This is a genomic window from Christiangramia sediminicola (assembly GCF_031344135.1).
In the GTDB taxonomy this organism is placed as follows: domain Bacteria; phylum Bacteroidota; class Bacteroidia; order Flavobacteriales; family Flavobacteriaceae; genus Christiangramia; species Christiangramia sediminicola.
Genome location: NZ_JAVJIU010000006.1, coordinates 41,005 through 66,910, shown reverse-complemented (window position 1 = coordinate 66,910; position 25,906 = coordinate 41,005). Strand labels below are relative to the sequence as shown.

The 25,906-nt window shown below is 37.6% G+C and carries 18 protein-coding genes; 11 read left to right on the top strand and 7 right to left on the bottom strand.

Translation table 11 applies throughout. The annotated features are described in order from the left end of the window. Nucleotides 1-14: 14 nt before the first annotated feature. Nucleotides 15-1,445, bottom strand: a complete 1,431-nt coding sequence (locus RE431_RS14810; protein WP_309562746.1) for an amidohydrolase family protein — start codon at nt 1,443-1,445, stop codon at nt 15-17. Between the two features lie 248 nt (nt 1,446-1,693). Between RE431_RS14810 and pckA the strand changes: the two genes are divergently transcribed. After that, nucleotides 1,694-3,271 carry a phosphoenolpyruvate carboxykinase (ATP) gene (gene pckA, locus RE431_RS14805; protein WP_309562745.1) on the top strand — a complete coding sequence of 526 codons (1,578 nt, stop codon included), beginning with the start codon at nt 1,694-1,696 and terminating at the stop codon, nt 3,269-3,271. A 1-nt stretch (nt 3,272) separates the two neighbouring features. Here the strand turns inward: pckA and RE431_RS14800 are convergent, their stop codons facing one another. Further along, nucleotides 3,273-4,415: a hypothetical protein gene (locus RE431_RS14800; RefSeq protein WP_309562744.1), complete on the bottom strand. Its 1,143-nt coding sequence runs from the start codon at nt 4,413-4,415 to the stop codon at nt 3,273-3,275. A gap of 170 nt (nt 4,416-4,585) precedes the next feature. Here RE431_RS14800 and RE431_RS14795 point away from each other — a divergent pair, with 170 nt between their 5' ends. From RE431_RS14795 to RE431_RS14760, 8 genes are all read left to right on the top strand, one after another. After that, on the top strand, nt 4,586-7,834 hold the full coding sequence (locus RE431_RS14795) for a SusC/RagA family TonB-linked outer membrane protein (RefSeq protein WP_309562743.1): 3,249 nt from the start codon (nt 4,586-4,588) through the stop codon (nt 7,832-7,834). Between the two features lie 13 nt (nt 7,835-7,847). Continuing rightward, a complete protein-coding gene (locus RE431_RS14790; protein ID WP_309562742.1) occupies nt 7,848-9,266 on the top strand; it encodes a SusD/RagB family nutrient-binding outer membrane lipoprotein in 1,419 nt (472 codons plus the stop codon). A 2-nt stretch (nt 9,267-9,268) separates the two neighbouring features. Next, nucleotides 9,269-10,039 (top strand): DUF4886 domain-containing protein, encoded by a 771-nt coding sequence (locus RE431_RS14785; protein WP_309562741.1) that lies wholly within the window; start codon nt 9,269-9,271, stop codon nt 10,037-10,039. Continuing rightward, nucleotides 10,039-11,517, top strand: coding sequence for an SLC13 family permease (locus RE431_RS14780; RefSeq protein WP_309562740.1), 1,479 nt, complete (start codon nt 10,039-10,041; stop codon nt 11,515-11,517). Before RE431_RS14785 ends, RE431_RS14780 begins: the two co-directional genes overlap by 1 nt. Before the next feature lie 30 nt (nt 11,518-11,547). Further along, nucleotides 11,548-13,338: an Ig-like domain-containing domain gene (locus tag RE431_RS14775; protein ID WP_309562739.1), complete on the top strand. Its 1,791-nt coding sequence runs from the start codon at nt 11,548-11,550 to the stop codon at nt 13,336-13,338. Nucleotides 13,339-13,395: 57 nt separating this feature from the next. Then, entirely contained in the window at nt 13,396-14,748 is a 1,353-nt protein-coding gene (locus tag RE431_RS14770) for an Ig-like domain-containing domain (protein WP_309562738.1), read from the top strand. A gap of 189 nt (nt 14,749-14,937) precedes the next feature. Next, nucleotides 14,938-15,489: a lipid-binding SYLF domain-containing protein gene (locus RE431_RS14765; protein WP_309562737.1), complete on the top strand. Its 552-nt coding sequence runs from the start codon at nt 14,938-14,940 to the stop codon at nt 15,487-15,489. A gap of 202 nt (nt 15,490-15,691) precedes the next feature. After that, nucleotides 15,692-16,294 (top strand): fasciclin domain-containing protein, encoded by a 603-nt coding sequence (locus RE431_RS14760; RefSeq protein ID WP_309562736.1) that lies wholly within the window; start codon nt 15,692-15,694, stop codon nt 16,292-16,294. 382 nt (nt 16,295-16,676) lie between these two features. On the opposite strand, the gene RE431_RS14755 is transcribed toward RE431_RS14760, so the two are convergent. The 3 genes from RE431_RS14755 to RE431_RS14745 are packed head-to-tail and all read right to left on the bottom strand — an operon-like array spanning nt 16,677 to nt 17,804. After that, entirely contained in the window at nt 16,677-17,030 is a 354-nt protein-coding gene (locus tag RE431_RS14755; protein WP_309562735.1) for a hypothetical protein, read from the bottom strand. Between the two features lie 28 nt (nt 17,031-17,058). Further along, nucleotides 17,059-17,259, bottom strand: a complete 201-nt coding sequence (locus RE431_RS14750) for a hypothetical protein (RefSeq protein ID WP_309562734.1) — start codon at nt 17,257-17,259, stop codon at nt 17,059-17,061. Between the two features lie 23 nt (nt 17,260-17,282). Further along, a complete protein-coding gene (locus RE431_RS14745; protein ID WP_309562733.1) occupies nt 17,283-17,804 on the bottom strand; it encodes a hypothetical protein in 522 nt (173 codons plus the stop codon). Between the two features lie 209 nt (nt 17,805-18,013). On the opposite strand from RE431_RS14745, the gene RE431_RS14740 reads away from it, so the two are divergent. Beyond that, on the top strand, nt 18,014-18,361 hold the full coding sequence (locus tag RE431_RS14740) for a hypothetical protein (protein WP_309562732.1): 348 nt from the start codon (nt 18,014-18,016) through the stop codon (nt 18,359-18,361). Nucleotides 18,362-18,485: 124 nt separating this feature from the next. Beyond that, nucleotides 18,486-19,118, top strand: coding sequence for a recombinase family protein (locus RE431_RS14735; RefSeq protein WP_309562731.1), 633 nt, complete (start codon nt 18,486-18,488; stop codon nt 19,116-19,118). A 23-nt stretch (nt 19,119-19,141) separates the two neighbouring features. Here RE431_RS14735 and RE431_RS14730 read toward each other — a convergent pair whose 3' ends face one another. Both RE431_RS14730 and RE431_RS14725 read right to left on the bottom strand, forming a co-directional pair. Continuing rightward, on the bottom strand, nt 19,142-20,392 hold the full coding sequence (locus tag RE431_RS14730; protein ID WP_309562730.1) for a coiled-coil domain-containing protein: 1,251 nt from the start codon (nt 20,390-20,392) through the stop codon (nt 19,142-19,144). A 48-nt stretch (nt 20,393-20,440) separates the two neighbouring features. Beyond that, nucleotides 20,441-25,336, bottom strand: coding sequence for a DEAD/DEAH box helicase (locus RE431_RS14725; protein WP_309562729.1), 4,896 nt, complete (start codon nt 25,334-25,336; stop codon nt 20,441-20,443). Between the last annotated feature and the right edge of the window lie 570 nt (nt 25,337-25,906).

Here is a 25,906-nt window from a genome sequence, read left to right as displayed (position 1 = left end):
TACATTTTAACTGTCTAAGGTCTAAAATCCTCTGCATCCTGCACATCTCTCAAAATTCCATTTCTCATCACGTGGGTAATCGTACGCAGGTTTGAAATATTTTCTGAAGGATCATTTTCTAATACAATAAGATCTGCATATTTACCTTTTTCAAGGGTCCCGAAATCATCTAGTCTTTCCATTGCCATAGCTCCATTTCTTGTCGCCATTATGATAAGATCACTTGCAGGAATCCCTGCTTCCTGCATGGTTTCTATTTCATCGTAAAATGATACTCCATGAAGTGTTCCCGGATTTCCTGCATCGGTACCAACCACAATAGTCCCTCCTTCATCATAAACCCTTTTCAGGTTTTTTAGCATTATTTCCTTTCCTGTATTCATACTTTTATCCATTGCGGGAAGCCTTGATTTTAAAGCCTTAATTCGAGCATCCGGAAGGAATTTTTTAAAATCTGAAGCATTCTCTAACATATTCCTGGTTTTAGCATCAACGATCTTTCCCGGATCGCTCAATTCAAAATCATTCCCCAGAAGCGCATTGTAGGTATTGTAATAGCCCCTTTTTACAATCAGGGTTGGATTATATAATGTTTTATTGGCTTTCATTAATGAAATAAATTCATCATCTATCAGAGTGTCTTCCACACTATGTACTAAAAGTTTTGCTCCCAGTTCCATTGCCATTTTTGCTTCGGTTAAATTGGTTGAATGGGCTATTAATTTGTTGTCCTGGTTTATAATTTCTTCAGCTACTGCATTTATATTTTTCACAAAATCAGCATCCTTAGGACTAAATCCCCAAACCTTAATACCAGTTGTTCCAGCTTCTGTATTCTTTATAACTGCATTTCTTCCAATTTCTTCTGAACCAAGGTGAACGAAAGTACTTTCTCCATTCACATCGAAAATACCGATCATTTGCTCTGGTGCAGGAGTAATAAGCGGTCCGGCTGAAGCTGTATGCGGCGCGAGTGGATTCTCATCATTCTCTTTCTGAAATTTTAGAGTCCACATATAATCTCCAACGTCATAAACACCGGTAATTCCTGAACGAAGGTATGCCTGGTAATATCTCTCCGGATGCTCTTTTTGGTATTTCACAACCTCTGCCAATGGAATGCTGTCTCTTAGATCTGCAGCATCAGGCCTGGAATCAAAAAAAGCGGTTTGAAAAAAATGTATGTGAGCATCAATAAGCCCCGGCATTATATATTTCCCAGCAACATCTATGATCTGAGCATTTTCAGGAATTTCAAGTTCTTCATCTCCAAGACTTACGATTCTTTCATTTTCGATTATGATTATTCCATTTTCAATAGACTTTCCATTTCCATCGTAAATGGTCGCTCCTTTTAAGGCAATCATGCCTAAGTTGCCCTGGGCAAAAGCGGAAGTGATGATCATTAAAGACAAAATTGTGAAGAGGTAAAATTTCATTTTCATAATGACAGATTTATTTAGTGCTTCGGAAATTTACGATTATTAAACCAATCATTTTTGACCTTCCCTCCTGTATTTCAGAATTATATATCTGAAGAACAACATTCAGTTGATATCGACCAATATTTTCAAAAATCTAGTCGTATTTTTATTATAAAATTCAATAAAATTTGATAAAAACCTGTAAAACAGGCTTTATTAATAATTTTTTATCCACATTGCTGAGATATCAATAACAACAAAGCATAATTATGAAACCATACAACAATGCTAAAAATGCTCATCACCAGTTAAAACCTGATGAATTGATCAAGATCATCGAGGAGCAAAAGGAAGGTCAGAGAACAAATTCTGGCAGCATTGCCATTAATACTGGAAAATTTACTGGGAGATCTCCAAAAGACAGGTTTATTGTCGAAGAGACCCAGACTAAAGATAAAGTTCACTGGGGCGATATCAATATCCCGATTTCTTTTGAAAAATATTCCCAGCTGAAAAATGAAGTATTGGAATATCTTGAAGATAAAGATATCTATACCCGATTTGCCAATGCCGGTGCGCTTGAAAAATATCAGCTTAAACTTGAGGTTATTACCGAATATGCCTGGTCTAACCTTTTTGCTTACAATATGTTCATCAGGCCCGAGGAAGACGAGCTGGAGAATTTTAAAAAAGACTGGACGGTGATCGATGCTCCGGGTTTTAAGGCTAATCCAGAAAAACATGGTACTAGACAATCAAATTTTGCGATTCTTTGTTTTTCTGAAAAGACCGTTCTAATTGGTGGTACCGGATACACCGGAGAAATTAAAAAAGGAATTTTTTCAGCCTTGAATTTTATCTTACCAACAGAACATGATGTATTACCGATGCACTGTTCAGCAAATGTTGGTCAGGACGATGATACAGCTATTTTCTTCGGACTTTCAGGAACCGGAAAAACTACTTTATCTGCGGATCCTAATCGAAAATTGATTGGAGATGACGAGCACGGCTGGACCCCGGAAGACCAGATATTCAACTTTGAAGGTGGTTGTTATGCGAAAGTCATAAACCTCGATGAAGAATCTGAGCCGGATATTTATAATGCTATTAAAGAAGGTGCCTTATTGGAGAATGTAGTGATCCATAACGGTGAAGTAGATTTTGCCGATACGAGCATTACCCAGAATACCAGGGTGAGTTATCCAATTCACCATATTAATAACATACAGGTGTCGTCTATTGGTGAAAACCCTGAGAATATTTTCTTTTTAACCGCGGATGCCTTTGGAGTTTTACCTCCTGTATCTAAACTTACGGCTCACCAGGCAGCTTATCATTTTATTTCAGGTTACACTTCAAAAATCGCAGGGACTGAAGCTGGCATCGTAGATCCTGTGCCATCATTTTCTGCATGTTTTGGTGCTCCTTTCATGCCTTTACATCCTACCGTTTATGCTGAAATGCTCAGCGAAAAGATCGCGAAAAGTGGCGCTAATGTATGGCTGATAAACACTGGCTGGACAGGCGGGGCTTATGGTGTTGGTTCAAGAATTAAATTAAAATACACTCGCGCCATGGTGAATGCCATTCTGGATGGAAAACTGGATAAAACTTATTCCTATGAAAAATATCATATTCATTCAGTTTTTGGAGTAGCACAACCAAGATCCTGTCCTGGAGTTCCAGATGAAGTTCTAAGTCCAAGAGCTACATGGAACAATGATAAAGCTTATTATACTGCAGCATTCAAACTTTCAAATGCCTTTAGAAAGAACTTTGAAAAATTCGAATCTTATGCGAACGAGGAAATTCGAAGAGGTGGACCTCAGCGTTTTGACTTCTAAATTACCTGCAAATATTGTTGATATACTGATCTTCCAGTACGAAGGTCTTTTCATAATCAACTAAGAATCTACCAGTGGTGAACTGGCATTTAAAGACCAGTTCATCATTTTCTTCTATATAATTGAAGTCTGTATTAGGAACCTCTGTTGGTTCACAACTAATAGGTTTTGAAAAATCTTCCAGCCTGTTCTTGGCAATAGAATTGATCTCACTTTTTAATTCATCTACCAGTTTATCTGAGCCAAGTTTTTCAACCAGACCGTCTTCAGACAAAAATTCAATATCCCGCCCAATAGCTTTCCCTTTTCTATTGATCAATGTACTATCAATTGAAAACTCATTTCTGAAAAAGGTATGTACAAGTGCCACTTTTACGAAGTTCTTGTTTTTGGCCAGATCGGCATTATTATATTCTTCCCTGGTTCTGGTTTTTTTGCCTTCCACAAGAAAAGAATCTATAGGAAATTCTCTCTTATCATACCAAATCTCGTGCAACTGATATTCATAACCTTCGAATAATGTTCCGTCGCTACTACTTTCATCCATACATCTGGCATACATCACAGCATCTTTAGCTACGTAATGAAATCCGTTTCTTTCCCTGAAAAACGGAATTCTATATTCACTTTTCAGTTTCCACTTTCCCTGGTATTTATAACACGGATAATTACAATCTGCCGGAAGCTCTTTCAGCTTCACATATGGTTTTATATACTGGTTTTCGAAACTCCACTCCAGCATTTGAGCTCGGGAAGCCTTTTCTGTAACTTCGATTTCTTCGGGTTCTTCAGAAAATGTAAAAGCAAGGTATCCCAAAAGCGCTATAATAATTACTCCCAAAACATAAAATATCCAATTCCTTCCCGGACCTGAATCAGATTTTGCCGTTGCCGTATGTTCTGTTTCCAGTCTTTTTTCATTTAAAAGACGGTTTACATTTCTCAAGGCTCTTTTAAATTCACCTTCAGAAGCGGTATTATTTATCAACCTGGAAAATTGGGAATCACTATAACAAAGATCTCTCGCAATTTTAGAATTGCTGGTAGACTCAAACTTGTTTTTATCCGAATTAAAATTCCCGTAAATAGATTCGAGTTTGGTAACGAATTCTTTGTGAAAAGAGGCTGTATTTTCCTGACTCATATTAGATATTAATCAATAAAATTTGATAAAATTCCTTAAAAATTATTAAAGTGATAATTATATGGCTTTCATTTTATATAATTGCTAACAAACGAAGCAATTTTTTAAGGTTATAATAACAGATCCTAAAGGTACAATTAATTAATAAGTACTTTAAAAAAACCAATCCAATGAAATACTTTTTTACTAAATCTTTTCTGATCTTACTCTTCTCCTTTTCTCAGCTGGCATTCGCTCAGCAAGAGGTCACGGGAACGGTAAAGGATGAATTTGGTATGCCATTAGCTGGAGTTACCGTGCTGGAAACGGGTACTCAAAACGGAACTGCCACAAATTTTGATGGCCAATTTACGATAACGATTGCGAACGAAGACGCTTCTCTAACATTTAGATTTCTTGGCTTTAAAAGACAGGTAATAGACGTTGGTAATAAAACCAATATAGATATTGTTTTAGAAGAAGATGTTGAGTCGCTGGAAAGTGTAGTGATCAACTCCCTTGGTTTTAAGGAAGAAAGAGATGAGCTTGGATATGCCAGTTCCACCGTAGATGGTGAAACGGTAAGCGAATCTGGAGAAAGCACTCTTTTAAACGGACTTTCAGGTAAATCTTCCGGAGTTAGAATCTCAAGAAACTCTGGAGATCCGGGTGCAGGTGCTTATATTCAGATTAGAGGTTTATCTTCTATTACAAGAAACAGTCAGCCATTGATCGTTGTTGATGGTGTTCCCATTAGTAATGACGTAAGAGGGAATTCTGAAAGCAGTGGTGTAAGCCAGGAATCAAGATTAAATGACATTAACCCGAATGATATTGAATCTATCAACGTTCTAAAAGGAGCTTCTGCAGCAGCATTATGGGGAACGCAGGCTTTAGGTGGTGTGGTTATAATCACGACTAAAGACGGAAGCTATAATCAGGGACTTCAGATAAATTACTCCACAACCTTTTCTTATGATGTTATCAACCAGATGTATCCTCTACAAACTGAATATGGCCAGGGTGACGGAGGTGTTTATGATCAGAGAGCAAGAGATTCTTATGGAGATCGCATTTCAGAACGTGCAGGAGGTATGGATGATTTTGATACTTCAGGAGAATTTTATGAAGACCAGGATGGTAGAATTTATTACCCAATCGTGAACAAGAATTCACAGGAGATCTATGACGATTCAAATTTCGACCAGATATTCGACAATGGTTATTTCTGGGAAAACAACATCAGTTTAAGCGGTGGTAATGAAAAAAGTTCGGTTTTCTTCAGCATTAGTGATCTGGACCAACAGGGTATTATCATTAATAATTCAGATTACCGAAGAACTACGACCAGGTTAAATGCAAGACATAAATTTAATGATGTAATTAGCCTTGATTTCAGTTCTACTTATGCCAGAACAAATTCTAACAGGATTAGAAAGGGTTCAAGTTCATCTGGACTTTACCTTGGATTATTAAGAACTCCAGCCGATTTCGACATTTCAGGATATAGAGGAAATTATTATGCAGGTCCTGATGCTTCTCCGGTTTCAGATAGACATAGATCATACAGAGAACCTCTGGGAGCAGACGGAACTCCAACTTACAATAACCCACTATGGACGATCAATGAACAGGAAAATGAATCTAAAGTAGATCGTTTTATCACCAATTTTGAACTTACAGCTGAACCTGTTTCATGGTTAGATCTTATCGCCAGGGTTGGTTTAGACCATTATAGTGAGGAAAGAGGAGAATTCTTTACTCCGGGATCTGCTGCAGGAGCATATCGATCTGGTTTTATAGATAATTCTCTTGCTACGAATACTATTTTTAATATGGATTATATCGCCAAAGCAAACTACCAATTAAATGATGATTTTGGCGGAACATTTCTTGCAGGTTTTAATTACAATTCGAAATCTAGAAGTGTTGAAGGATCAAGCGCCACGAATTTTATTCAATTCATAGATGTAGACAGTGGGATTAGAGATATAGATAATGCTCTACCCGAAAACAGATCGGTAAGCAGCAGCGATGGTAATGAAAGAACCGCTGCGGTATATTCTTCACTTTCACTTAATGCACTTGAAATGCTATATTTCACGGGAACAATTAGAGTTGAGTCTGCATCTACCTTTGGTAATAATGTAGATAATACTTTCGCATTCCCATCGGCATCGCTGGCCTGGCAATTCACCGAAATTCTGGATATGAATGATGATATTCTATCTTTTGGTAAACTAAGAGCTTCTTATGGTGAGGTTGGTGTGCAACCATCACGTTATAACACTTCGAACACCTTTGTATCGCCATCATTCGGTGATAGCTATGGTGGAGATCTTGATCTTACTTTATATGGAAATGGAGCATTCGTGCCATCTGCGAGCAGAGGTAACAGCGCCCTGAGACCGGAAAGAAAAAAGGAAATGGAATTTGGTGTAGACCTTAGATTCCTGGAAGATAGATTAAGAATCAGCGGTACTTATTTTGACAATAAGACCGAAGATGTATTACTCGACTTCCCAGTAGCCAATGCTACGGGTTATAGTTCTATTTATGCCAACGGCGCAGAGATACAGAATAAAGGTATCGAGTTAGACCTGGGTTACCAGATCATACTTACCGATAATTTCTCCTGGAGCATTAATTCAAATTTCACCACAATAGATAATGAGGTAACCGATCTTGCCGGAATTGAAAGTTTTAATCTTGGTGGACTTTCCGCCGTTTCATCCAGAGCAGTTGAAGGTTATCCGCTTGGAGTACTTTGGGGGTCCAGAAGCCTAAGAGATGAAAATGGAGAGGTTGTACTGGATGAAAATGGCTTCCCGGTTCAGGACCAGGTTGAAGGAGTTATTGGAGATCCAAATCCAGACTGGCAGGGATCAGTTTCTACTTCCATAAAGTTCAAAAATTTCAGAGTTTCAGCATTGGTTGAGACTTACCAGGGAGCAGATATTTACGCCGGAACCAAATCTGTTTTACGAGATCTTGGGAGATGGTATGATACTGCCAACAGGGTAACTGCCGAAAGGAATTATTTAACCTCAGAAGGAAATGTTATCAATATTGGAGAAACATTCAGAGGAAATGTTCAGGATTTTGGAGCAGGACCGGTTGCTCTAACAGAATCATGGTATAATGGCCAGGGAGGTTTCTTTAGCGGTGGTAATGATGAATTATATGTTGAAGACGGATCATGGACTAGGTTACGAGAAGTAAGTCTTGGTTACTTATGGGATTCAGAATGGTTAAAGAATACTACTAAATTACAATCTATTGAAGTTACATTGACCGGAAGGAACCTGATATTATGGACAGATTTTGAAGGAAATGATCCAGACACCAACCTATCTGGTGTAAGTGCCGCAAGAGGAATAGATTATTTCAACAACCCGGGAACGAAATCCTACCTGGTAAATCTTAATGTTAAATTTTAAAATCAGCCGAAAAATGAAACGATATATAATTTTAATTTTGGTTATAAGCCTTCAATATTCCTGTAGCGATATTGTAGACGGGATCAACGACGATCCAAATAATCTGACTGAAAGCTCATATGGTAGCATACTTACGGGTGCCGAAGTTGGAAATATAATTGTACAAACAGGAGAATCTGCCAGAAGATCGGCACTTTTCGCAGGACAGTATACCGGTATAGACCGTCAGCATCTTGGATTCACTCAATATAATGTTACAACCAGTGATTTTGACGCATTATGGTATGACATCTATGTAAATGCATTCAGAAATGCGGTGGAAGCCGAAAATGCTGTGTTAGCCGATAATATTGGGCCAGTAAGCCTGGGTATTACCCAAACCATGCAAGCTTACATCGTAGGAACCGCAGCTTCACTTTATGGAGATGTACCTTACGATGAAGCAGCTAATCTTGAAAATACAGATCCGATGTATGAAGATCAGCCGGCAGTTTTTCAGAAAATTCAGGATAGATTAGACGAAGCCATTGCCAATCTCCAAATGGGTGGCGGTAGACCCGTTGGAGGTTCAGATATTTATTATGATGGTGCTCCAAATAAGTGGATAGAAGCGGCATATACCTTAAAAGCCAGATTTTACCTGGAAACAAAACAATATGATTTAGCATACCAGGCTGCTCTAAACGGGATCAGTTCTATGGAAAATAGTATGTATGCCCCACATGGTACAGCTGCAGATAATTCAAATTTGAACTATCAATTCTTTGCTGTCGAAGTAAGGCAGGCAGATGTTGTAGTTTCAGAATTCATGACCAGTTTAATGCAGCCGGGTGCTACGAATCCGATCCCGGCCAATTACCGCGGAAATACAAAAACTGATGAAACTGCACGTTTCAACTATTTATTTAATATTACCAGTGTGGGAGTTCAACCTAATACCGAAGATGGTTTTGCAGCTCAGACAGCTTCTGCCCCTTTAGTAACATATCAGGAAAATCTACTGATCCTTGCTGAAGCAGGGCTTCGATCTCAAGGATTTGACACCGGACTGGAAGAATTGAACGATTTCAGAGCATTTATGGATGCCGGTGGATATTTGATGAATATAGATCCTGCGAACCTTAATTATGAAGCTTATAATGCTTCAGATTTTAGCGCAGGTGGAATCGAAAATGCTGATGGATTAAGTCAGGAAAATGCATTACTTAGGGAAATTCTTGAGGAAAGATATGTAACTCTATTCGGATTGATCCACCCATTTAATGATCTTAGAAGAACATTGAATGAAACCAATGTGAGAGTTCCGGTAGAGCCATCTTCTGGAAACCAGTTACCTCAGCGATTTTTATATCCGCAGACAGAGATCGACAGAAATGATAATTCACCAAACCCGATCCCGGACTTTTTTGAACCTACAGATATCAATTCATAATAATGAAAATTAATCTTAAACGACATTTATTAGGTCTTAGCCTGTTACTACTTTTTCTTCCAGCAGCGATTTTCGCTCAGGAGAAATCAGAAGAAATTCTATTTGTTGGTAACAGCTTTACTTATTTCTACAACATGCCTCAAATGCTTGAGGCTATGGCTAAAGACCAGGGAGTTGATCTACGCACTTCGCAATCTACGGTTGGAGGCAGTAACCTGGCTCAGCATTGGAGTAAAGAAAAAGGAACTGAAACCAGAAGCATTCTTGAAAATGAAAAATTCGACTATGTGGTTCTGCAGGATCATAGTATGAGTACTATTGATGCTCCGGAAAGATTCACAACCTATGCATCTAAACTTATAAACCTGGTTAAGGAAAAAGGAGCTGAACCTCTATTATCGATGACCTGGGCATATGATTCAAATCCGTTAATGCAGGAAACCATCAGCACTTCATATATCCAACTGGGTAAAGAAACTAAAGTAAAGGTTGTTCCTGTTGGAAGTATTTTCATGCAAGCTCAGAAAGTAAGGCCAGATCTTAAAATGTATTTTGATGATAAGCATCCCTCATCAGACGGGTCTTATCTAATTGCCCTTATCTATTACAAATATTTCACAGGAAAATCTGTGCTGGACATTCCAAATCGATTAATCACTAAAGATTCTGAAGGAGACAAATTGTACTTATGTTTCGTGCTTCCTGAAACCGGAGCATTCTTAAGACAATTGGTTGAAGATTTTGATATGGGATCGTTTAAATCTGCTCATTAATGAAAATCAACAAGAATATATTTTTGATCCTGGGACCGGTATTATTTCTGGTCCTGCAAGCCATTGGCGGCCCGGACGGAATGCCAGAACCAGCTTATGACGTGTTGTGCGCAACCATATGGATCGCATTATGGTGGGTGACAGAAGCAGTCCCTATTGCTGTTACAGCCCTACTTCCCATCGTATTATTTCCTCTAACCGGTGCCCTGGACCTTTCCACTACCACGGCATCATACGGTCACAAATACATCTTCTTGTATATGGGAGGGTTTATAATGGCCATTGCAATAGAGAAATGGAATCTCCATAAGCGCATGGCACTTCATATTATTAAACTCATTGGAACCAATGTTAAGAATATTATCCTAGGCTTTATGGTGGCAACCGCTTTTCTGTCTATGTGGATCTCGAATACGGCAACATCAGTAATGATGTTACCAATCGGGATGTCTATAGTTTCCCAGCTTAAAGACAATCCATCAACTATTATGGACGAAAATAAGCTCTTCGGAAAAGCATTAATGTTGAGTATCGCCTACAGTGCTTCAATTGGTGGTATCGCCACTTTGATAGGTACTCCGCCAAACCTTGTTTTTGCCGGATACATACAGGAGATCTACAATATCGATATTTCCTTTTTTCAATGGTTGAAATTCGGATTACCGATTTCTATAATTTTACTGATCATTTCCTGGTTCTATATTACCCATATTGCTTTCAATTTCAAGCAAAAAGAGTTTCCAGGTGGTAAACAGGAAATACAAAGACTTATCGCTGAACTAGGACCAATGAAGCGGGAAGAAAAGATCGTAATGATCGTTTTCGTGATCACCGCTATATGTTGGATCACCAGATCTTTTATCCTGGAAAAATTCTTACCGGGAATAGACGACACGATTATTGCGATGATCGCTGGAATTACTCTGTTTACACTAAGTTCAGGAAAAGAAGGTAAAAGAATTATCCATTGGAAAGAAGCCGTAAAAATGCCCTGGGGAATTATCCTCCTTTTTGGTGGTGGTATGGCCCTGGCTTCAGGATTTGAAGTTACAGGTCTGGCGCAGTGGTTCGGAGTTCAGATGACCTTATTACAAGCCTTGCCATTGTTATTGCTGGTTCTAATTGTAATATTCAGCGTGAATTTTATAACTGAACTCACCTCAAATTTGGCCACTACAGCGATGCTTTTACCCATCCTGGCCCCTATTGCTTTAAAATTAGACCTTAATCCATATATGTTATTAGTTGCTACCACGGTGGCCGCATCATGTGCATTTATGTTACCGGTAGCTACTCCGCCAAATGCAGTGGTCTTTGGTTCCGGTTATCTAAGAATTCCAGACATGGTGAAAACCGGGATCTGGATGAATTTAATATCCATTCTCATTTTAACAGCCATGGTATATCTCATGCTACCATTTCTCTGGGACTTTGATCCCTTTGGGTTTAGCGAGCAATTTGTAATTGAAAAACCATAATCCAGAATAATTATCTAAAAATATCAATTAATGAAAACTATTATACATTCTAAAACAAGAACGCTTCTTAATGCAAGTGTCTTGCTCTTCATTTTCCTGGCTTTCGCAGCCTGTTCAAATGATGATGACGCTACGATGACAGATGATGGAGTTCTTCGATTACTAAAACAGAATATTGGAGAAGATAACCTTATAGATGGTGCTGAAAATATCCCGGTGGAATCTCCACTCACGCTGATATTTTCTCATAGCCTGAGTACTGATGCTTTTAGCTCTGCGCTACAGGTTAATGCTGCAGATGGTAATGCTAGTTACGACTTGGATTTCAGCAATTCAAATTCTACAGTAACCATCACGCCTACTACCCGACTGGATTATGAAACCGATTATACGATCACAATTCCTGCGGGAACTTATGGAACTGAAGGAGAAGAACTGAAGGAAGCTGTAAATATCAATTTCCAGACTGCAGCCTATGTACCGCCGGTTATAAAACTTTCAGCAGAAGCAGATCAGGTAAAAGAAAGTGCCGAGACCGTTGTGGTCACCGCTGAACTTGATAAAGATTCTGAAGATGACATCAGCTTTAGCCTGGATTTCGCAGGATCTGCAACACTTGATGAAGATTATTCAGTTAGTCAGACAGAATTTACGATCCCGGCAGGAGAACTTTCAACTACGTTTGAAATAACCACCTCTCCAGATTCAGAAAATGATGATAATGAATCAATAATCATAACGATTGCAAGTATTGAGAATGCCACAGATACTAATAATGCTATGGTAGAGATCAATATTACTGAAGAGCTGCCACCTTTATCTTTAAAAGGAGTTCTGGCACTTACCTGGGATGGAGCAGATACAAATGATGGTAAAGCGGTGCATGTGGTAGCAAATGCCGATATCGCAGATCTTAGTCTGTATAGTTTAGGTGTGGCGAATAATGGAGGAGGATCTGACGGGCCGGAATATACTTTCCCTGCCATTTCACTTTCTGAAGGAGATAATGTGCTGGTAGCACGAAATCCTGAAGCGCTTACCGCTTACTTTGAAGATTGTGGAAGTGAATTTGCAGAAATCCTGGAATCAAATAATTCCATCAGTCAGAATGGCGATGATGCCATAGAACTTTTCAGTGGAGAAACAATTATAGAAGTTTATGGAGATTCAGATGTAGATGGTACCGGCGAAGCCTGGGAATACTCAGGATCATGGGCTTATAAAATTGGAAGGGAATGGACCACCGGCGGTATAGACTGTACCGTTGGGGGAACGCTAAACAGCAACTCTCCATGCCCTTACCCAATTTGTAAGGAAGCTCTTGAAATTAAGGGAGTAATGGCACTCACCTGGGATGGAAGCGGAACCAACGGAGGTAAAGCGATTCATGTAAAAGCGAACAAGGATATTGAAGATCTAAGTATTTATAGTGTTGGAATTGCCAATAATGGTGGTGGAACAGATGGTCCTGAATATACCTTCCCTGTAATGTCGGTTGAAGAGGGAGATGATATTCTTCTCGCCAGGGAGCCTGGAACTTTAGCGGCATATTTCGGCGATTGTACAGATGAATTTGAATATGTACTGGAGTCTAATGGATCAGTCAGTCAGAATGGAGATGACGCCATTGAATTATTCAATAATGAGGTGGTTGTAGAAACTTATGGCGATGCAGATGTTGACGGAACTGGCGAATTCTGGGAATATTCTGGATCATGGGCTTATAAGATGAACGGAGAATTCATGGTTGGCGGACTTGATTGTGCAGATGGATCTACCTCTACTCAAAGTTCAGCCTGTCCTTACCCAATTTGTGAATAGAGATTAGCCAAAGCGGGAATCAAAATTTCCGCTTATAAAAATTATAAAATGAAAAAAATGAATTTTACGATACGAATCTTAAGCTTACTGATAATTTCAATTTTGTTCGTGGGTTGTAATAACGACGATGATTCTCTAGATACATTATCTGTCTATTCGGCATCAATAAATGGAACTGGACTGGATGAATCTCCGGCGAATGTTCCTCTTAGCGGAAGCATCGAGATCGCTTTTTCTCATATTCTGAATGCAGAAGCCCTGGAACAGGCGATTAGCTTTTCAGATGCACAGGGAGAAGCAAATTATACCACGACCCTGGGAAATGCCGGATCTAAAGTTGTTCTGAATTATTCAGGCTTAAATCCTGCTTCAACCTACACCGTTTCTATAGATCAGGGTGCTTTGGGAGACAATGGCGAACAATTCAATACAGGTTTTTCCGGAAATTTCACTACCACGGAAGAGGTTGAAGAAACTAAAACCCCATGCATAACTGCGTCTGCAGATTGTATGCAAAGTATAGAAATTCAGGAAGGAGCTGAATTTGAATTTTATAGTTCCTACGATATAATTTCCGATAGCGATTTTATCTGGGAAAATATTGAAGAAGTAGTGTTTGTGATCCACGGGCAAAACAGAGATGCCGATGAGTATTTTAGATATATGACGAATGCCGTTGGAGATATCAGCAAACTGGAAAATACATTAGTGATCGCTCCTTATTTCAAAGATGAAGCAAACGCGGCAGACGGAGAGCTTTACTGGGACAGTAACTGGAGAGAAGGCGCAATTTCAGCAAATTCAGGAATAGACATTAGTTCGTTCACCGTTTTGGACAACATAGTGGAATATCTAGCCGATACTGAAAAATTCCCAGCACTTACTGAAATAAAATTTGCGGGTCACAGTTCAGGTGCAGCTCTGGTGCAGCATTACGGAATTGTGAATACCGCTGAATCTATGTATTCAGAATACCAGTTTCAATATATCGTTGCGAATAACCAGTATTTCTATTATCCCGATGGAAGACGCTATGATGAATCTACCAATGAATTCTATACTCCAACAGATTGTACAGGTTATAATTTCTGGCCTTATGGATACGAAACCGCGCCGGCTTATGTTGATGGAATGACACAAGATGACCTGCTTCAACAGCAAATTTCGAGAAATACTATTTACTTACTAGGTACAGACGACACAAATACGGAAGGCACTTTAAATACTACAGATTGTGCTGCAACATTGCTTGGGTCTAACAGGCTGGAGAGAGGTAGAAATATTTTCAATTTCTTTGAGACGTTTTATCCGGATAATAACCAGGAAAAGATAGAAGTTCCAAATATAGGGCATGACGGCAACGCCATGTTCAATTCAGAAGAATTTAAAGAGGTCTTGAATAGAGACTAATGCTTATGTGTTGAATTGCTAATTTGAAAAGTCGCTCAAAATGAGCGGCTTTTTTAAATTAAAAGAAGACTGTAACCGGCTTAACATTTTTTCACAATACACTTTAAATTACTGCCAAATAACTTGCAGTTAACAGCTTAACAGCGATACATAAGATAAATTTGACTAACCAAAATAATTAAAACAATTATGAAAAATTTGAACAGTTATTTATCGAAAGCTGGTTTATTGATGCTTTTTATAGCAATTACCAGCTGCGGACCAGGTAAAGGTGGAAGCGGTGATGTAGATGCCTTAATGCAGGATTCTAGAGATGCGAAGTCAGCTATGCTAGAAGCAGACTCTAATCTTCAGGAACTATTTAGTGAATCTGCTGGGTACGCAATTTTCCCAAATGTTGGAAAAGGAGCCTATATCATTGGTGGCGCTTCAGGAAACGGAGTTGTTTATGAAAACGGAGCAATGGTAGGTTATGCTAACCTAAAACAAGTAGATGTAGGATTACAAGTTGGTGGAAAGGCTTACAGAGAAGTGCTTTTCTTTAAAACCCAAGAAGATCTGGAAGATTTTAAGGACGGTGAATATGAGCTTTCCGGAAATGCTTCTGCAGTTATTATTGAAAAAGGTAAATCTAAAACTATAAAATTTGTGGACGGAATTGCTGTAGCCACCATGCCTAAAGCAGGTGCGATGGCCGGAGTTTCAGTAGCCGGACAGAGGTTTGGTTATACTGCCAAGTAACATGACAATTTTTTAATGAATATAAAGCCACTCGATTTGAGTGGCTTTTTTCTTTCATGATTTTTAAATTAATTTGGACGATATCCAGATCTTAACTTGTGAAATATCAGTTTAATATTATTTTGTTTAAACTTTAGTTAATTTAATTAAACATTTTAATGTTTGTGTGTATATTTAGTTCATAATCAAAACATTATGAATTATGAAAAATTTTATTACAACTAAAAATTTATTATTCACATCCCTTTTTTTTGCCCTGATCCTTATTTTTGCATCTTGTGAGAAAGACCCAATTTCTGAAGAAATAACATCTGTTGATGCTAACGCGAAAGCCTCACCTGCATCTCAGCAAAGTGACTTATCTATTGTGGCAATTGCCGAAGCAGATGGCAGATTTACTACTCTACTATCATTGCTTGAACAAACCGGATTAAAGCCAATGTTCGAAACCGGAACAGATCAGTATACCGTGTTTGCTCCTACAGATGATGCATTTGCCACTTTCCTGGAAGAAAATCCAACTTTAGACCCTACAGATAATGAACTATTAACCGCAGTTCTTACATATCATGTTACCGAAGGTCAAAGATTCAGTAATAGTGTCCTTGGAAAAAAGAGCGCTAAGGAAATTGAAACAGTTAATGGTGCTAGCATTTACGTGGATAGTAAGGGAGATATCGATACAAACGATGAAGATATGATATTCGATGATGCCTCAATTCTTGTGGAAGCAGGACTATTTGATATAGCCGCAAGCAATGGAGTAATTCATGTAATTGATGCTGTACTTGTCCCTACCGAGTAGCATATGACCCTACTTATATGAATGAAAAAAGCCACTCGATTTGAGTGGCTTTTCTTTTGAGTAGCGGGTAAAATTGAAATGTCGAACCAGTTTATAAAAGATTTGGAATCAATAGCAACGATTTCCGTGCTTACATGATTGTTGTAACCACAAATGATTTAAGGATGTTTAAAAAACTTTATCTTTATCACCAGGATTAATTAATACTGAATAAAATTTAAATTTTAAAATATGAAAAACACAAAGAAAGAATTCGGAACCTGTAACACTTGCGGAGAGTATTATCATGATTGTGAGTGTCCAACTGGGCCAAATAAAGATTAATACTCTTAATCCCCTATAGAGATTACCTCTAAAATTTCTATAGGGGAAAATCTAAACATTATTTCTCTTTATGGTCAATATCTTCAACATCATTGCAACTTGAATTTCCCTCATTTAATTTAAATTTTGATTGATACTCAATCATTCCTTTATTAAAAGCTTTTTTGAAACTTTTCACAAAAGATTTTTCCATTTCGTCAATTCTCTCCTCCTCTTTTTTCCAATCTTTCTCGATATCCTCTTTTTCCTGCTCGGTTTGTGCGGCTTCTTTATTTTCTTCTTTTTTCTTTCTTCTTTTCTCTTTCCAATCCTGAAATGCAGTTCTCAATGCTTCTATTATAACATCCCGAAATAATTCAATTAGTAATGGTAAAAGGTATTTTACGAAGGATTTTAAAATTCTCTTTTTCATGTAATCTAAATTTAGTTAAGTATCATTATTAATTCAATTTCTGAATTTCAAAATTCGTAAGACCACATTTACTATGGTGGATATTGCTATTATATTTTTGATTTAGGGCATCGGCAATTTCTTGCTGCCTAAGCTTAGAGCTATATTGGGCAACAACATCAGTTGTCATTCCTTTAAGCAAACTTCCGTTATTTTTCTTAGCGGTAATTTTGTACAATGGTTTCGCCATTAGATTAGGTTTAGTGATTAATATTAATTTGATTGTTCAGATTTAGGGCCCCACCTTACGAGATTTTCGTGGTCCCAGGTTGTAGCCCATTTTAAAATTTCTTCATCTTCTTGAAATATTCTTTCTAAAATATCCCAACGGTTTCGGGTAATATCGGCAGCGCCTTTTGGAAGGAAGAATAACTTTCTTGAAAAACTTGGCTTTACAAAATCAGCTACCCACTTGGACGGCACCACATATACATCAGGTTCAGATTGCTCTCCTTTTAAATCTACAAACAGATACCAAAAGGTTGTTGAATGTCTGCCTATAACCGAAGTATTCACATCCCACTCATAACCTTCGGAACCATACCGATTTCGTCTATATGCCCAACCGCTTGTTTTAACCTGAATAGATATTGTTTTTAATCCGCTGTGGGAACTTAAAAGAAGGTCTACATCTGGCATGTTACCAAGTGTTAAACCAACATAATATTGTTTTTGGGCAAGCTTGTAAGCCACAAAGTGCTCACCGGCCTCACCAATGAATTTTGACTTCGACATTAGGAAAAATATGAATTTAATCTCGTAGGGAAGACTACTAAGTTAGATGTTTTTAAGCTAAATATCATAGTAATCCACGACCGCAAGTTTTTAATGACTTTTAAACACCGGTTAACATATTATTACCCAGGCACTTATTTCAATATTTTTTTAATTTACTATTGGCGATGGGCAAATAATAGGATATACTTGATAAAAATAAAAATGATATGGATGAGTTATTATTAGACCAAATCCCAATTGCTGAGGGTAATTGGATATTGAAAAATGATGGTGTATATCACTTACATAACAAGTATTGGTATATACCCAGTGGTAGGATAAATTTAAAGGAAGGTGATGGTCCGGATGCGCCCTGGATGTGGCCGATGCATTTCGGTCGAAAATCTGTTACATCCTTAGTTGACATAGAAAATTTAATGACATGTTTTGCAATCCTACGTAACCGTCTGGGACATTGCCAAAGTCCAGAAACAGATAAAATTACATGGGAAAAAGTTATTCGTGAAAAAGGAGACAATGACTTAGATTTCTTATACTTTAACTGTGGTACTTGATAAGTGTGCTACTTTTATCTTTTACTGAGACAGAATACCACACCCATCGTGTGGTATTTTTTTTCTTTGGATTTAATTGCTACTATCGTTATATTGCAATATAACGATATAACTTATTTAAGCCATGCATGTAGCTATCCTAACCAGAGTAAGTAAAGAGTCTCAGTCATTTGAAAGACAAATAAGTGACCTCAGAGCTCATGCCTATAAAAACGGTTACACCATTGTAGGAGAATATAATGAAAAGATAACAGGTGCTGCCAAGAATCATGACCGTAAAGCATGGAAAAGTTTAATGAACTTGATTGAATCTGAAAATATTGCCAAAGTACTGGTGTGGGAGTTATCCCGTTTGGGTCGCAATACCCTGGAGGTTTTAAAAACCGTTGATGCACTGCATGAGCAGGGCGTTTCACTATACATTCAAAACTATAATATTGAAACCCTAAATCCCGATGGTTCTCTAAATCCAATGTCTCAGCTAATGGTAACTCTATTAGCCGAGTTTAGCAGGACCGAACGTGCCCTAATCCAGCAACGCCTTGAAAGCGGTTACCGTAAACATATCAGTAGTGGTGGTAGCGTAGGTAGAAAAAAAGGTAAGCGTATGTCAAATAACCAATATCTTATAAAACATAAGAATGTAGTAAAATATTTAAATAAAGGTCGAAGCATCAGGGAAACCAGTAAACTAACCTCTACATCTACCAGAACCGTTCAAAAAGTCAAAAAGACCTTAACAGAGGTCATGGCATAAACTTTATAAAATAATATTTATAATTAGCTCGGCTTAAATAAGCTTTGGAGACGTTCAAGAAGATTTACATTTGATTTTGTGATAACATCTCCAGAATTTTCTTTCTCTATTGGTGATTTGTTCAATTCATTAAGGACATTTGTCATATACTCAGCTGCCTTTTCAGGGTCGTGCTTTTTTATTTCCTCAGCAAATGCCACGATAGATTTTGCTAAAACCAGTTTATAACCGTAATTATCGGCTAACCTTTTTTGATTAAGATACTGCTTCGCTGCAAAAGAGGCAGCAGCAATAGTTACCCCAACAAAAACAATTCGAGCGATAATTGCATTAGGACTATCCGGGTCCACATTAGCACCAAAGAAATCTAATTTAAATATCAGGAGACTTAGTCCGAATAAAGTTAGTGCAATAAAAATGATAGCTCCGATTAACCATTGACGTCTTTTTTCTATTTTTCCTTCTTCCTCGTATTGTGCAGAAAGAGCTGCACTCATACCCTCACTGGATTTTAATTTTAAAGCTTTTTCACTTTGCTCTATTAAATCAGCTACTTTTTCTCTTTTATTTTCAAAATCTTCAATTATAGCTTTAGTTTTCGCAGTTGAATTATTAATGTCTGTCTTAAAACTATCAACATTTTCTTTAAAAGCTACCACTTCCTTTTTAGCATTTTCCACAACCTGATTATGCTGCTTAACTGATTCTGTGATTTCCTCTATACGTCTTAATCCCTGAATAGTACTATCTACAGTTTTGATACTGGTTTCATTCTTTTCTTTAAGTTCCTCAAAAACTTTGTTACTTTGATTATTCAGTTTCTTAATTTCATCAACCTTTGCTTTAGTTTCATCCAATTTTTTTATTAAAGCAGAGTAACTTCTTTTGACATTCGAAACATCTTTTAGAGTTGCCCGAAACTTCTCCAGGTCATTCAACTTGAATTCTAAGCCAGAAACAACTACCTGATGATATGCTTGTTGCACTGAAACGGTAAATTGGTTTTGATTTCGAGGACTATTGAACATAGTCGTAATATTATTGTTAAAGTTAAATTGTAATGGAATAGGTAAAGATTCAAAAACACCATTCTCAATTGAATCTAAAAGAATATCTTTAACATAATGAAAGTCTGTTAGTGTTTTTTCTATACCAACAGGATAATTGTTGACTGGATAAGTAAAGCCAGGATTCTTTTCAGCAAATTCTTCGAAATAGGATATCCTGTCCGTGTCGGTTAATAGATTTTGAATGTTCGTTTCAAAGGTATTCATGACTTATATGAGTTATTAAATATATCAACTTTCATAACTGGAATGATTTTATTCAAAATCCACCTTAGGCAAACTTTCAACGATATCTACGGTTTGAACACTAACATTGATTATGCTTAATAACAAATCCAGAATATAACTTGGATTTTCCACCTCTCTACTCCAATCGTTAGGGTCGTTTTTAATCCCTGATTTCTTATCCACCTTAACCTGGTATCTGTCCATTATCCACGCGATAGCTGACTTACCATTCACAACATACTGGTAAGCCTTCTCTGGAATGTTGTTGATACTAATGCGACTGTTATAGATGATGGTTCCCTTTTGATTCTTCTTTGGAAAACGAAGCTTGGTCACCTTGTAAAACTCGTAAGCATCCATTTTAAGGTCTTCTGATGGTCCAACTACTTCAACCCCTTCGTAAGGTTCTACCTGCTCGTAATTAAGGTGTAAATTGGCTAATTCCCTACCCGCTTTACTGAAAGCCCAGAAATCTTTAGGTCTATCCGCCATTGGAATTCTTGGCAACATTTTCTTAAGGTCATTAGCAAAAGCTTTCCTATAATCTGGGCTGTGAAGAATCCCGTATACATAATAAAATATGTCTTCCTTTGAGATAGATTTACCATATTGTTTTTTGGCACGTTCAAATATAAAATCACTAACACCATCTCTTCGTACATATTTTGATTCGGTGCTGGCATCGAATAAGCTTCCTTGGACTTGCTCTTTCTCCTCATAGTAGTATAGAGGGAAGCATTGAGTGTCTCCATTAAAATGTAGATTGGTCAGCTCATTACTTATTAAAAGGGAAAGCCCATCATTTTGACTTGGTGAAACACATATAGTAATATTAAATAATTCTGAATTTGGATAAAAGGAAGCATTAACACCTGGTCTTTCAATAAATGGCCTATCAAAGTAAAGGTATTGTTTGCTGAAAGGACGATATGAGCTAACAACTATTTTGTCAGGATTATAACTATGCTTTTTATTTTTGAAAGCATCCTTTTTAAGGTTTACAGACCAACTAATTTTTTTATTATCACTATCTATGGCCTTATTAAACTCCTTAATATTTTTGAATTTCCCAGTTAATCGTTTACGCTCTCGATTATAAAAGTCAGTTAATTTGGCCATATTTTCCTCCAGCTTACCTGAAGAAAAATTATAAGCCCAGGCATCTCTTGCTGTATTAATACCGACTCCATACGTATTAAAATAGGATTTAGAGGTTAACACTAATTTCTTTTTTGGTTGAATAGGAATATAATTCTGGAACTCATCTTTCCTTTGGTTAATCCAATCACCATGCTCGTTTGGTTTCAGGTTTATCCATTTAATACCATTGATAGATTTAAATTCTGAAATAATATCTAATTTTTCCTTTTGACTAAGGTAATCACCAATATCATGATAGTGTATCTCAGCTTTTTCAGAATTATTAGGCTTTTTCACCAACAAGGTTATTGAGATAGGAGTACGGGAACCAGAACCAAAAATTTTACCACCTTCCTTTCGTGATAATTCTCCAGAAGTACGTTGATTCCCTCTCAAGTTAAAAACATAAATTGTCGAAAACTCTTGTTCCAAGGCTTTCCGAAATCCATCAGTGCTATTTCCGTCTAACCAGGCACCATTACTCACAAAAGCAATAATACCTCCATTCTTAGGGTCTAATCTATCCGTACTCCATCTAAAAGCTTTTATGTATGCATCATATAAAGACTTATTCAGACCAGCTGAGGATAAGTTTGCGTATGTTCTGGATATATCATTATCCAGCTTTTCGTAACTCTGGTTTTGTGCATTATCATTCGCTGACTTCTGTCCTATGGAATAAGGTGGATTGCCCATAATAACACGTAAAGGTGCATTTTGCTGTGCCTGAACTCGTTTTGAGTTTTGAGGGAACATTTCCGAAAATAGCTTTTCACTATGGTCCGTCTCACCCAATTGGAATGTATCGGTCAACACAATACCATCGAACGGAATGTATTTTTCTTTACCAATTCCATCATCTGGGTCTGGGGTCTGGTCATGGAAGGCATTTTCAATGTTAACGGCAGCAATATAGTATGCTAACAACACTATCTCATTAGCATGCAACTCCTGGGTGTATTTACGTTCTAAATCTTTCTCCTTGATTAGGCCGCTCTGGAGTAATCGGGTGATAAAAGTACCAGTTCCCGTGAATGGGTCAAGAATATGAACATTCTCATCAGAAACGGTACGACCAAATTCTTTTCGTAGCACATCGTTTACTGAATGAATTATAAAATCCACCACCTCAATTGGTGTATAAACAATACCCAATTGTTCTACCATCTTAGGAAAAGCGGTCTTGAAAAATTTGTCGTATAACTCTATAATAATACGTTGTTTACCTTCAGCATTATCAATACCTTCAGCACGCATTTTAACCTTCTCATAGAACTTATCTAAGGTTTCTGTTTCCTTATCCAATGCCTGACCTTCCAGCACGTCCAGGATGGACTGCATAGCCGATGATATAGCATTATTTTTTACGAAACTATAGCCTTCAAATAAAGCTTCAAAAACTGGTTTGGTTATTATATGCTGAGACAACATATCAATAGCCTGGCCTTCCGAAATCGATGGATTAATATTCTTTCGTAGTCCCTTCAGAAATTTATCAAATGCTATCCTATGGCTCTCATTCCTTGCTATTAAATTATTAATACGGTCAATTTGGTTCTCAGCAATTTGCGCTACATCCTTTGCCCATTTCTCCCAATAAACACGGTCCCCAACCTTCTGAACCATTTTTGCATACACCACACTTTGAAGTTCTTCAAATTGTATAGCCAACTGTTCATTGATTTCACCATATTTTTTAGTTGGTTCTTCAACACCATCAGGTCCGTTTTCTGTACCGTAACCAGGCACACCACCAACCAAAATTTGACTTGGTTTATTCTTGTTGAGGTTAATTTTGTTAATAGTTGAATTGAATCTATCATCATGTGCTCTCAACGCATTCAATACGGTCCACACTACTTTAAACCTTTCATTATCATTTAAAGCTTCAGCGGGTTCTACATTTGATGGAATAACTACTGGGATAATGATATAACCATATTTTTTACCTGGAGCTCTCCTCATAACCCTACCCACAGACTGTACAACATCTACCTCACTATTTCTTGCCGAAAGGAATAACACAGAATCTAATGATGGCACATCTACACCTTCGCTCAAGCAACGCACATTTGTGAGAATCCTACATTCATTAGAATCGGCTGATTGTGATTTTAACCAGCCTAATAGTTCATCACGTTGAGGTGCATTCATACTCCCATCGATATGATTAGCTGAAACACTAACCAATTTCTCTCTATGCTTCGGCTTAACAGAATCCAGATATACATCTGAAGTATCGTTAAAGGTTTGGGTAATTCGTTTTGATACCTTGATATTCTGACAAAACGCAACGGCACGTTTCATGGGTTCTGGGTCTACACCTTTAATTAATCCATTGTCACCAAGAACCTGTTTAGATAAAGCATTCAAGCACCCAATTAGCTTAGATGCATCATCAGAACTAATTTCATTTGATGGATTAGCCACCATCTTCTGAACTGATTGTGGAATATCATTCTCACTAAGTGTAAGCACTAACACCTTGTAATCAGTTAGTAATCCACGGTCTACAGCCTCACCAAACCCAATTCGATAAATCTCCTCACCATACTTATCTACATCATCCATCGAACACAGCTCTGCATCGTTCAAACCTGCCTTTGATTTTGAATCATCACTGAAAAGCCTTGGTGTTGCTGTCATGTATAATCGTTTCCTGGATTGCAGGAATTCATTATCATGAACCTTAACAAAAGCAGATTCATCATTACCTGCTAAGGTAACTCCTGTAGTACGATGAGCTTCATCACAGATTATCAAGTCGAAAATGGAATTCTCATTTTTCTCGTTCAATAAATGCCGTTGTGCATTGGCTATGACATCTATAGACTGATAAGTAGAAAAGACAACGGTCATACCTTCAGCCTTTCCCTTATCTATATCCCTAAATTGTTTAATTACTTTTTTCACATCGGTCGAAGCGGGGAAGGCTAAGTCTACTTCACTTAAATCCTCGTTATCCCCAACATTACCACGTTGCTTAGTTATTCGTGCATCAGAGCAAATAGCAATAGGTTTAATGGGCTTTTCAGCATCAGAAGACCATTCCCTTAATGTTTGACCTAATAAGGCAATAGAGGGCACAAGAAAGAGAACTAATCCATTGTGATTCGTTTCGTTCTCGGCAATCCTTAATGAAGTAAATGTTTTACCAGTTCCACACGCCATAATAAGCTTACCACGGTCATTTTCTTTAAAATGGTCATGAGTTTTATTTAGAGCTTCCTTTTGGTGTGCGTACCTTTTACTTTCCAGTGATTTCTTTTCCGTTCTGGCTAAATCTCCTATGATACCTTTTTGAAGGTTCTCCCAATTGACTGGAGCTTGCTCCAAATCAGATAGGTTAATCCTTGTAACTGGAGGATTCTGATTTCGTATTGTTTCTTCAGCGTTGCTACCCCAGTTATTTGTAGTTGAAACCCAAATTCTTCTGGAAAACCCTGTGGTAACAAATTCCTGGTTCTTAAAATCTCTGCTCGATGTGGAAAGGAAAGAATCTACCTCACCCTTATCTATCCTGGCATTTTGAGCATAGCATTTACACTGAATAGCCCAATAGTCTCCTTCATACGTTTGAGCTACCAGGTCTATACCAGTATCTCTACCTCCGAAGTCAGCTTTTCCTGGAAATTCATTCCACATCCAAACATACTTTAGAGTAATTGAATATGTTGGGTCGGTTTGGAGGTAAGCCTGAATAAGTCTTTCAAATCTATCTCCTTTATCTCTCTCAGAAAATGAATATTCACGGTAGTGGTCAAGAATTTTTTGGAAACTCATAAATAGGTTAGGTATGGCTATTAATTATTATACCCAGTAATATTTTGAATGGGGGTATCTAATTAAAACAATGATTCAAATTAATGTTTTAAGGGCTGTTGAGGTAGGGCTCATAGCGGTCCCAATTTAAAAAAAATGCTTCAGACAAATCACCCCTTTATTGACAATTAATTAACACTTACTTTAACAATATACATTATCAATGACAAGTAAACGTAGGGTATGCTTCTTACCTCAAAATTGAAGGAGTTGTGTGTTATACTAAGATTTATCGGTTATCCAAGAATTTTGAATATAACTTTCAGGATGGTTTTGAGGCAAACTCACGATGCTCCATCTCAAGTGTGAGCCAACGGGGGAGGTCCCTCATTTTGCCCCTGCATTACCCCTCTCCCCGTAACCAAAAGTAGCCTCCATTTTATAGTTACGATTATGTCTGGAAATTTTGCAGAACTAAAAATTCTAAGATTTCCAGTTACTATGTCATTTTTGATACAGATATAAAAATGCAAAAAAATTGAAGAAGCATTTGACTTTGCTCGTTTCTGACATATTTATAGTAGTACGAGG

Bases quoted from the DNA above. Each gene is read 5' to 3' on its own strand.
- RE431_RS14755 (WP_309562735.1), bottom strand. From the start codon at position 17,030: ATGAAAAAGAGAATTTTAAAATCCTTCGTAAAATACCTTTTACCATTA.
- RE431_RS14760 (WP_309562736.1), top strand. From the start codon at position 15,692: ATGAAAAATTTTATTACAACTAAAAATTTATTATTCACATCCCTTTTT.
- RE431_RS14765 (WP_309562737.1), top strand. From the start codon at position 14,938: ATGAAAAATTTGAACAGTTATTTATCGAAAGCTGGTTTATTGATGCTT.
- RE431_RS14810 (WP_309562746.1), bottom strand. From the start codon at position 1,445: ATGAAAATGAAATTTTACCTCTTCACAATTTTGTCTTTAATGATCATC.
- RE431_RS14790 (WP_309562742.1), top strand. From the start codon at position 7,848: ATGAAACGATATATAATTTTAATTTTGGTTATAAGCCTTCAATATTCC.
- RE431_RS14795 (WP_309562743.1), top strand. From the start codon at position 4,586: ATGAAATACTTTTTTACTAAATCTTTTCTGATCTTACTCTTCTCCTTT.
- RE431_RS14730 (WP_309562730.1), bottom strand. From the start codon at position 20,392: ATGAATACCTTTGAAACGAACATTCAAAATCTATTAACCGACACGGAC.
- RE431_RS14800 (WP_309562744.1), bottom strand. From the start codon at position 4,415: ATGAGTCAGGAAAATACAGCCTCTTTTCACAAAGAATTCGTTACCAAA.
- RE431_RS14780 (WP_309562740.1), top strand. From the start codon at position 10,039: ATGAAAATCAACAAGAATATATTTTTGATCCTGGGACCGGTATTATTT.
- RE431_RS14740 (WP_309562732.1), top strand. From the start codon at position 18,014: ATGGATGAGTTATTATTAGACCAAATCCCAATTGCTGAGGGTAATTGG.
- RE431_RS14770 (WP_309562738.1), top strand. From the start codon at position 13,396: ATGAATTTTACGATACGAATCTTAAGCTTACTGATAATTTCAATTTTG.
- pckA (WP_309562745.1), top strand. From the start codon at position 1,694: ATGAAACCATACAACAATGCTAAAAATGCTCATCACCAGTTAAAACCT.
- RE431_RS14750 (WP_309562734.1), bottom strand. From the start codon at position 17,259: ATGGCGAAACCATTGTACAAAATTACCGCTAAGAAAAATAACGGAAGT.
- RE431_RS14745 (WP_309562733.1), bottom strand. From the start codon at position 17,804: ATGTCGAAGTCAAAATTCATTGGTGAGGCCGGTGAGCACTTTGTGGCT.
- RE431_RS14775 (WP_309562739.1), top strand. From the start codon at position 11,548: ATGAAAACTATTATACATTCTAAAACAAGAACGCTTCTTAATGCAAGT.
- RE431_RS14785 (WP_309562741.1), top strand. From the start codon at position 9,269: ATGAAAATTAATCTTAAACGACATTTATTAGGTCTTAGCCTGTTACTA.
- RE431_RS14725 (WP_309562729.1), bottom strand. From the start codon at position 25,336: ATGAGTTTCCAAAAAATTCTTGACCACTACCGTGAATATTCATTTTCT.
- RE431_RS14735 (WP_309562731.1), top strand. From the start codon at position 18,486: ATGCATGTAGCTATCCTAACCAGAGTAAGTAAAGAGTCTCAGTCATTT.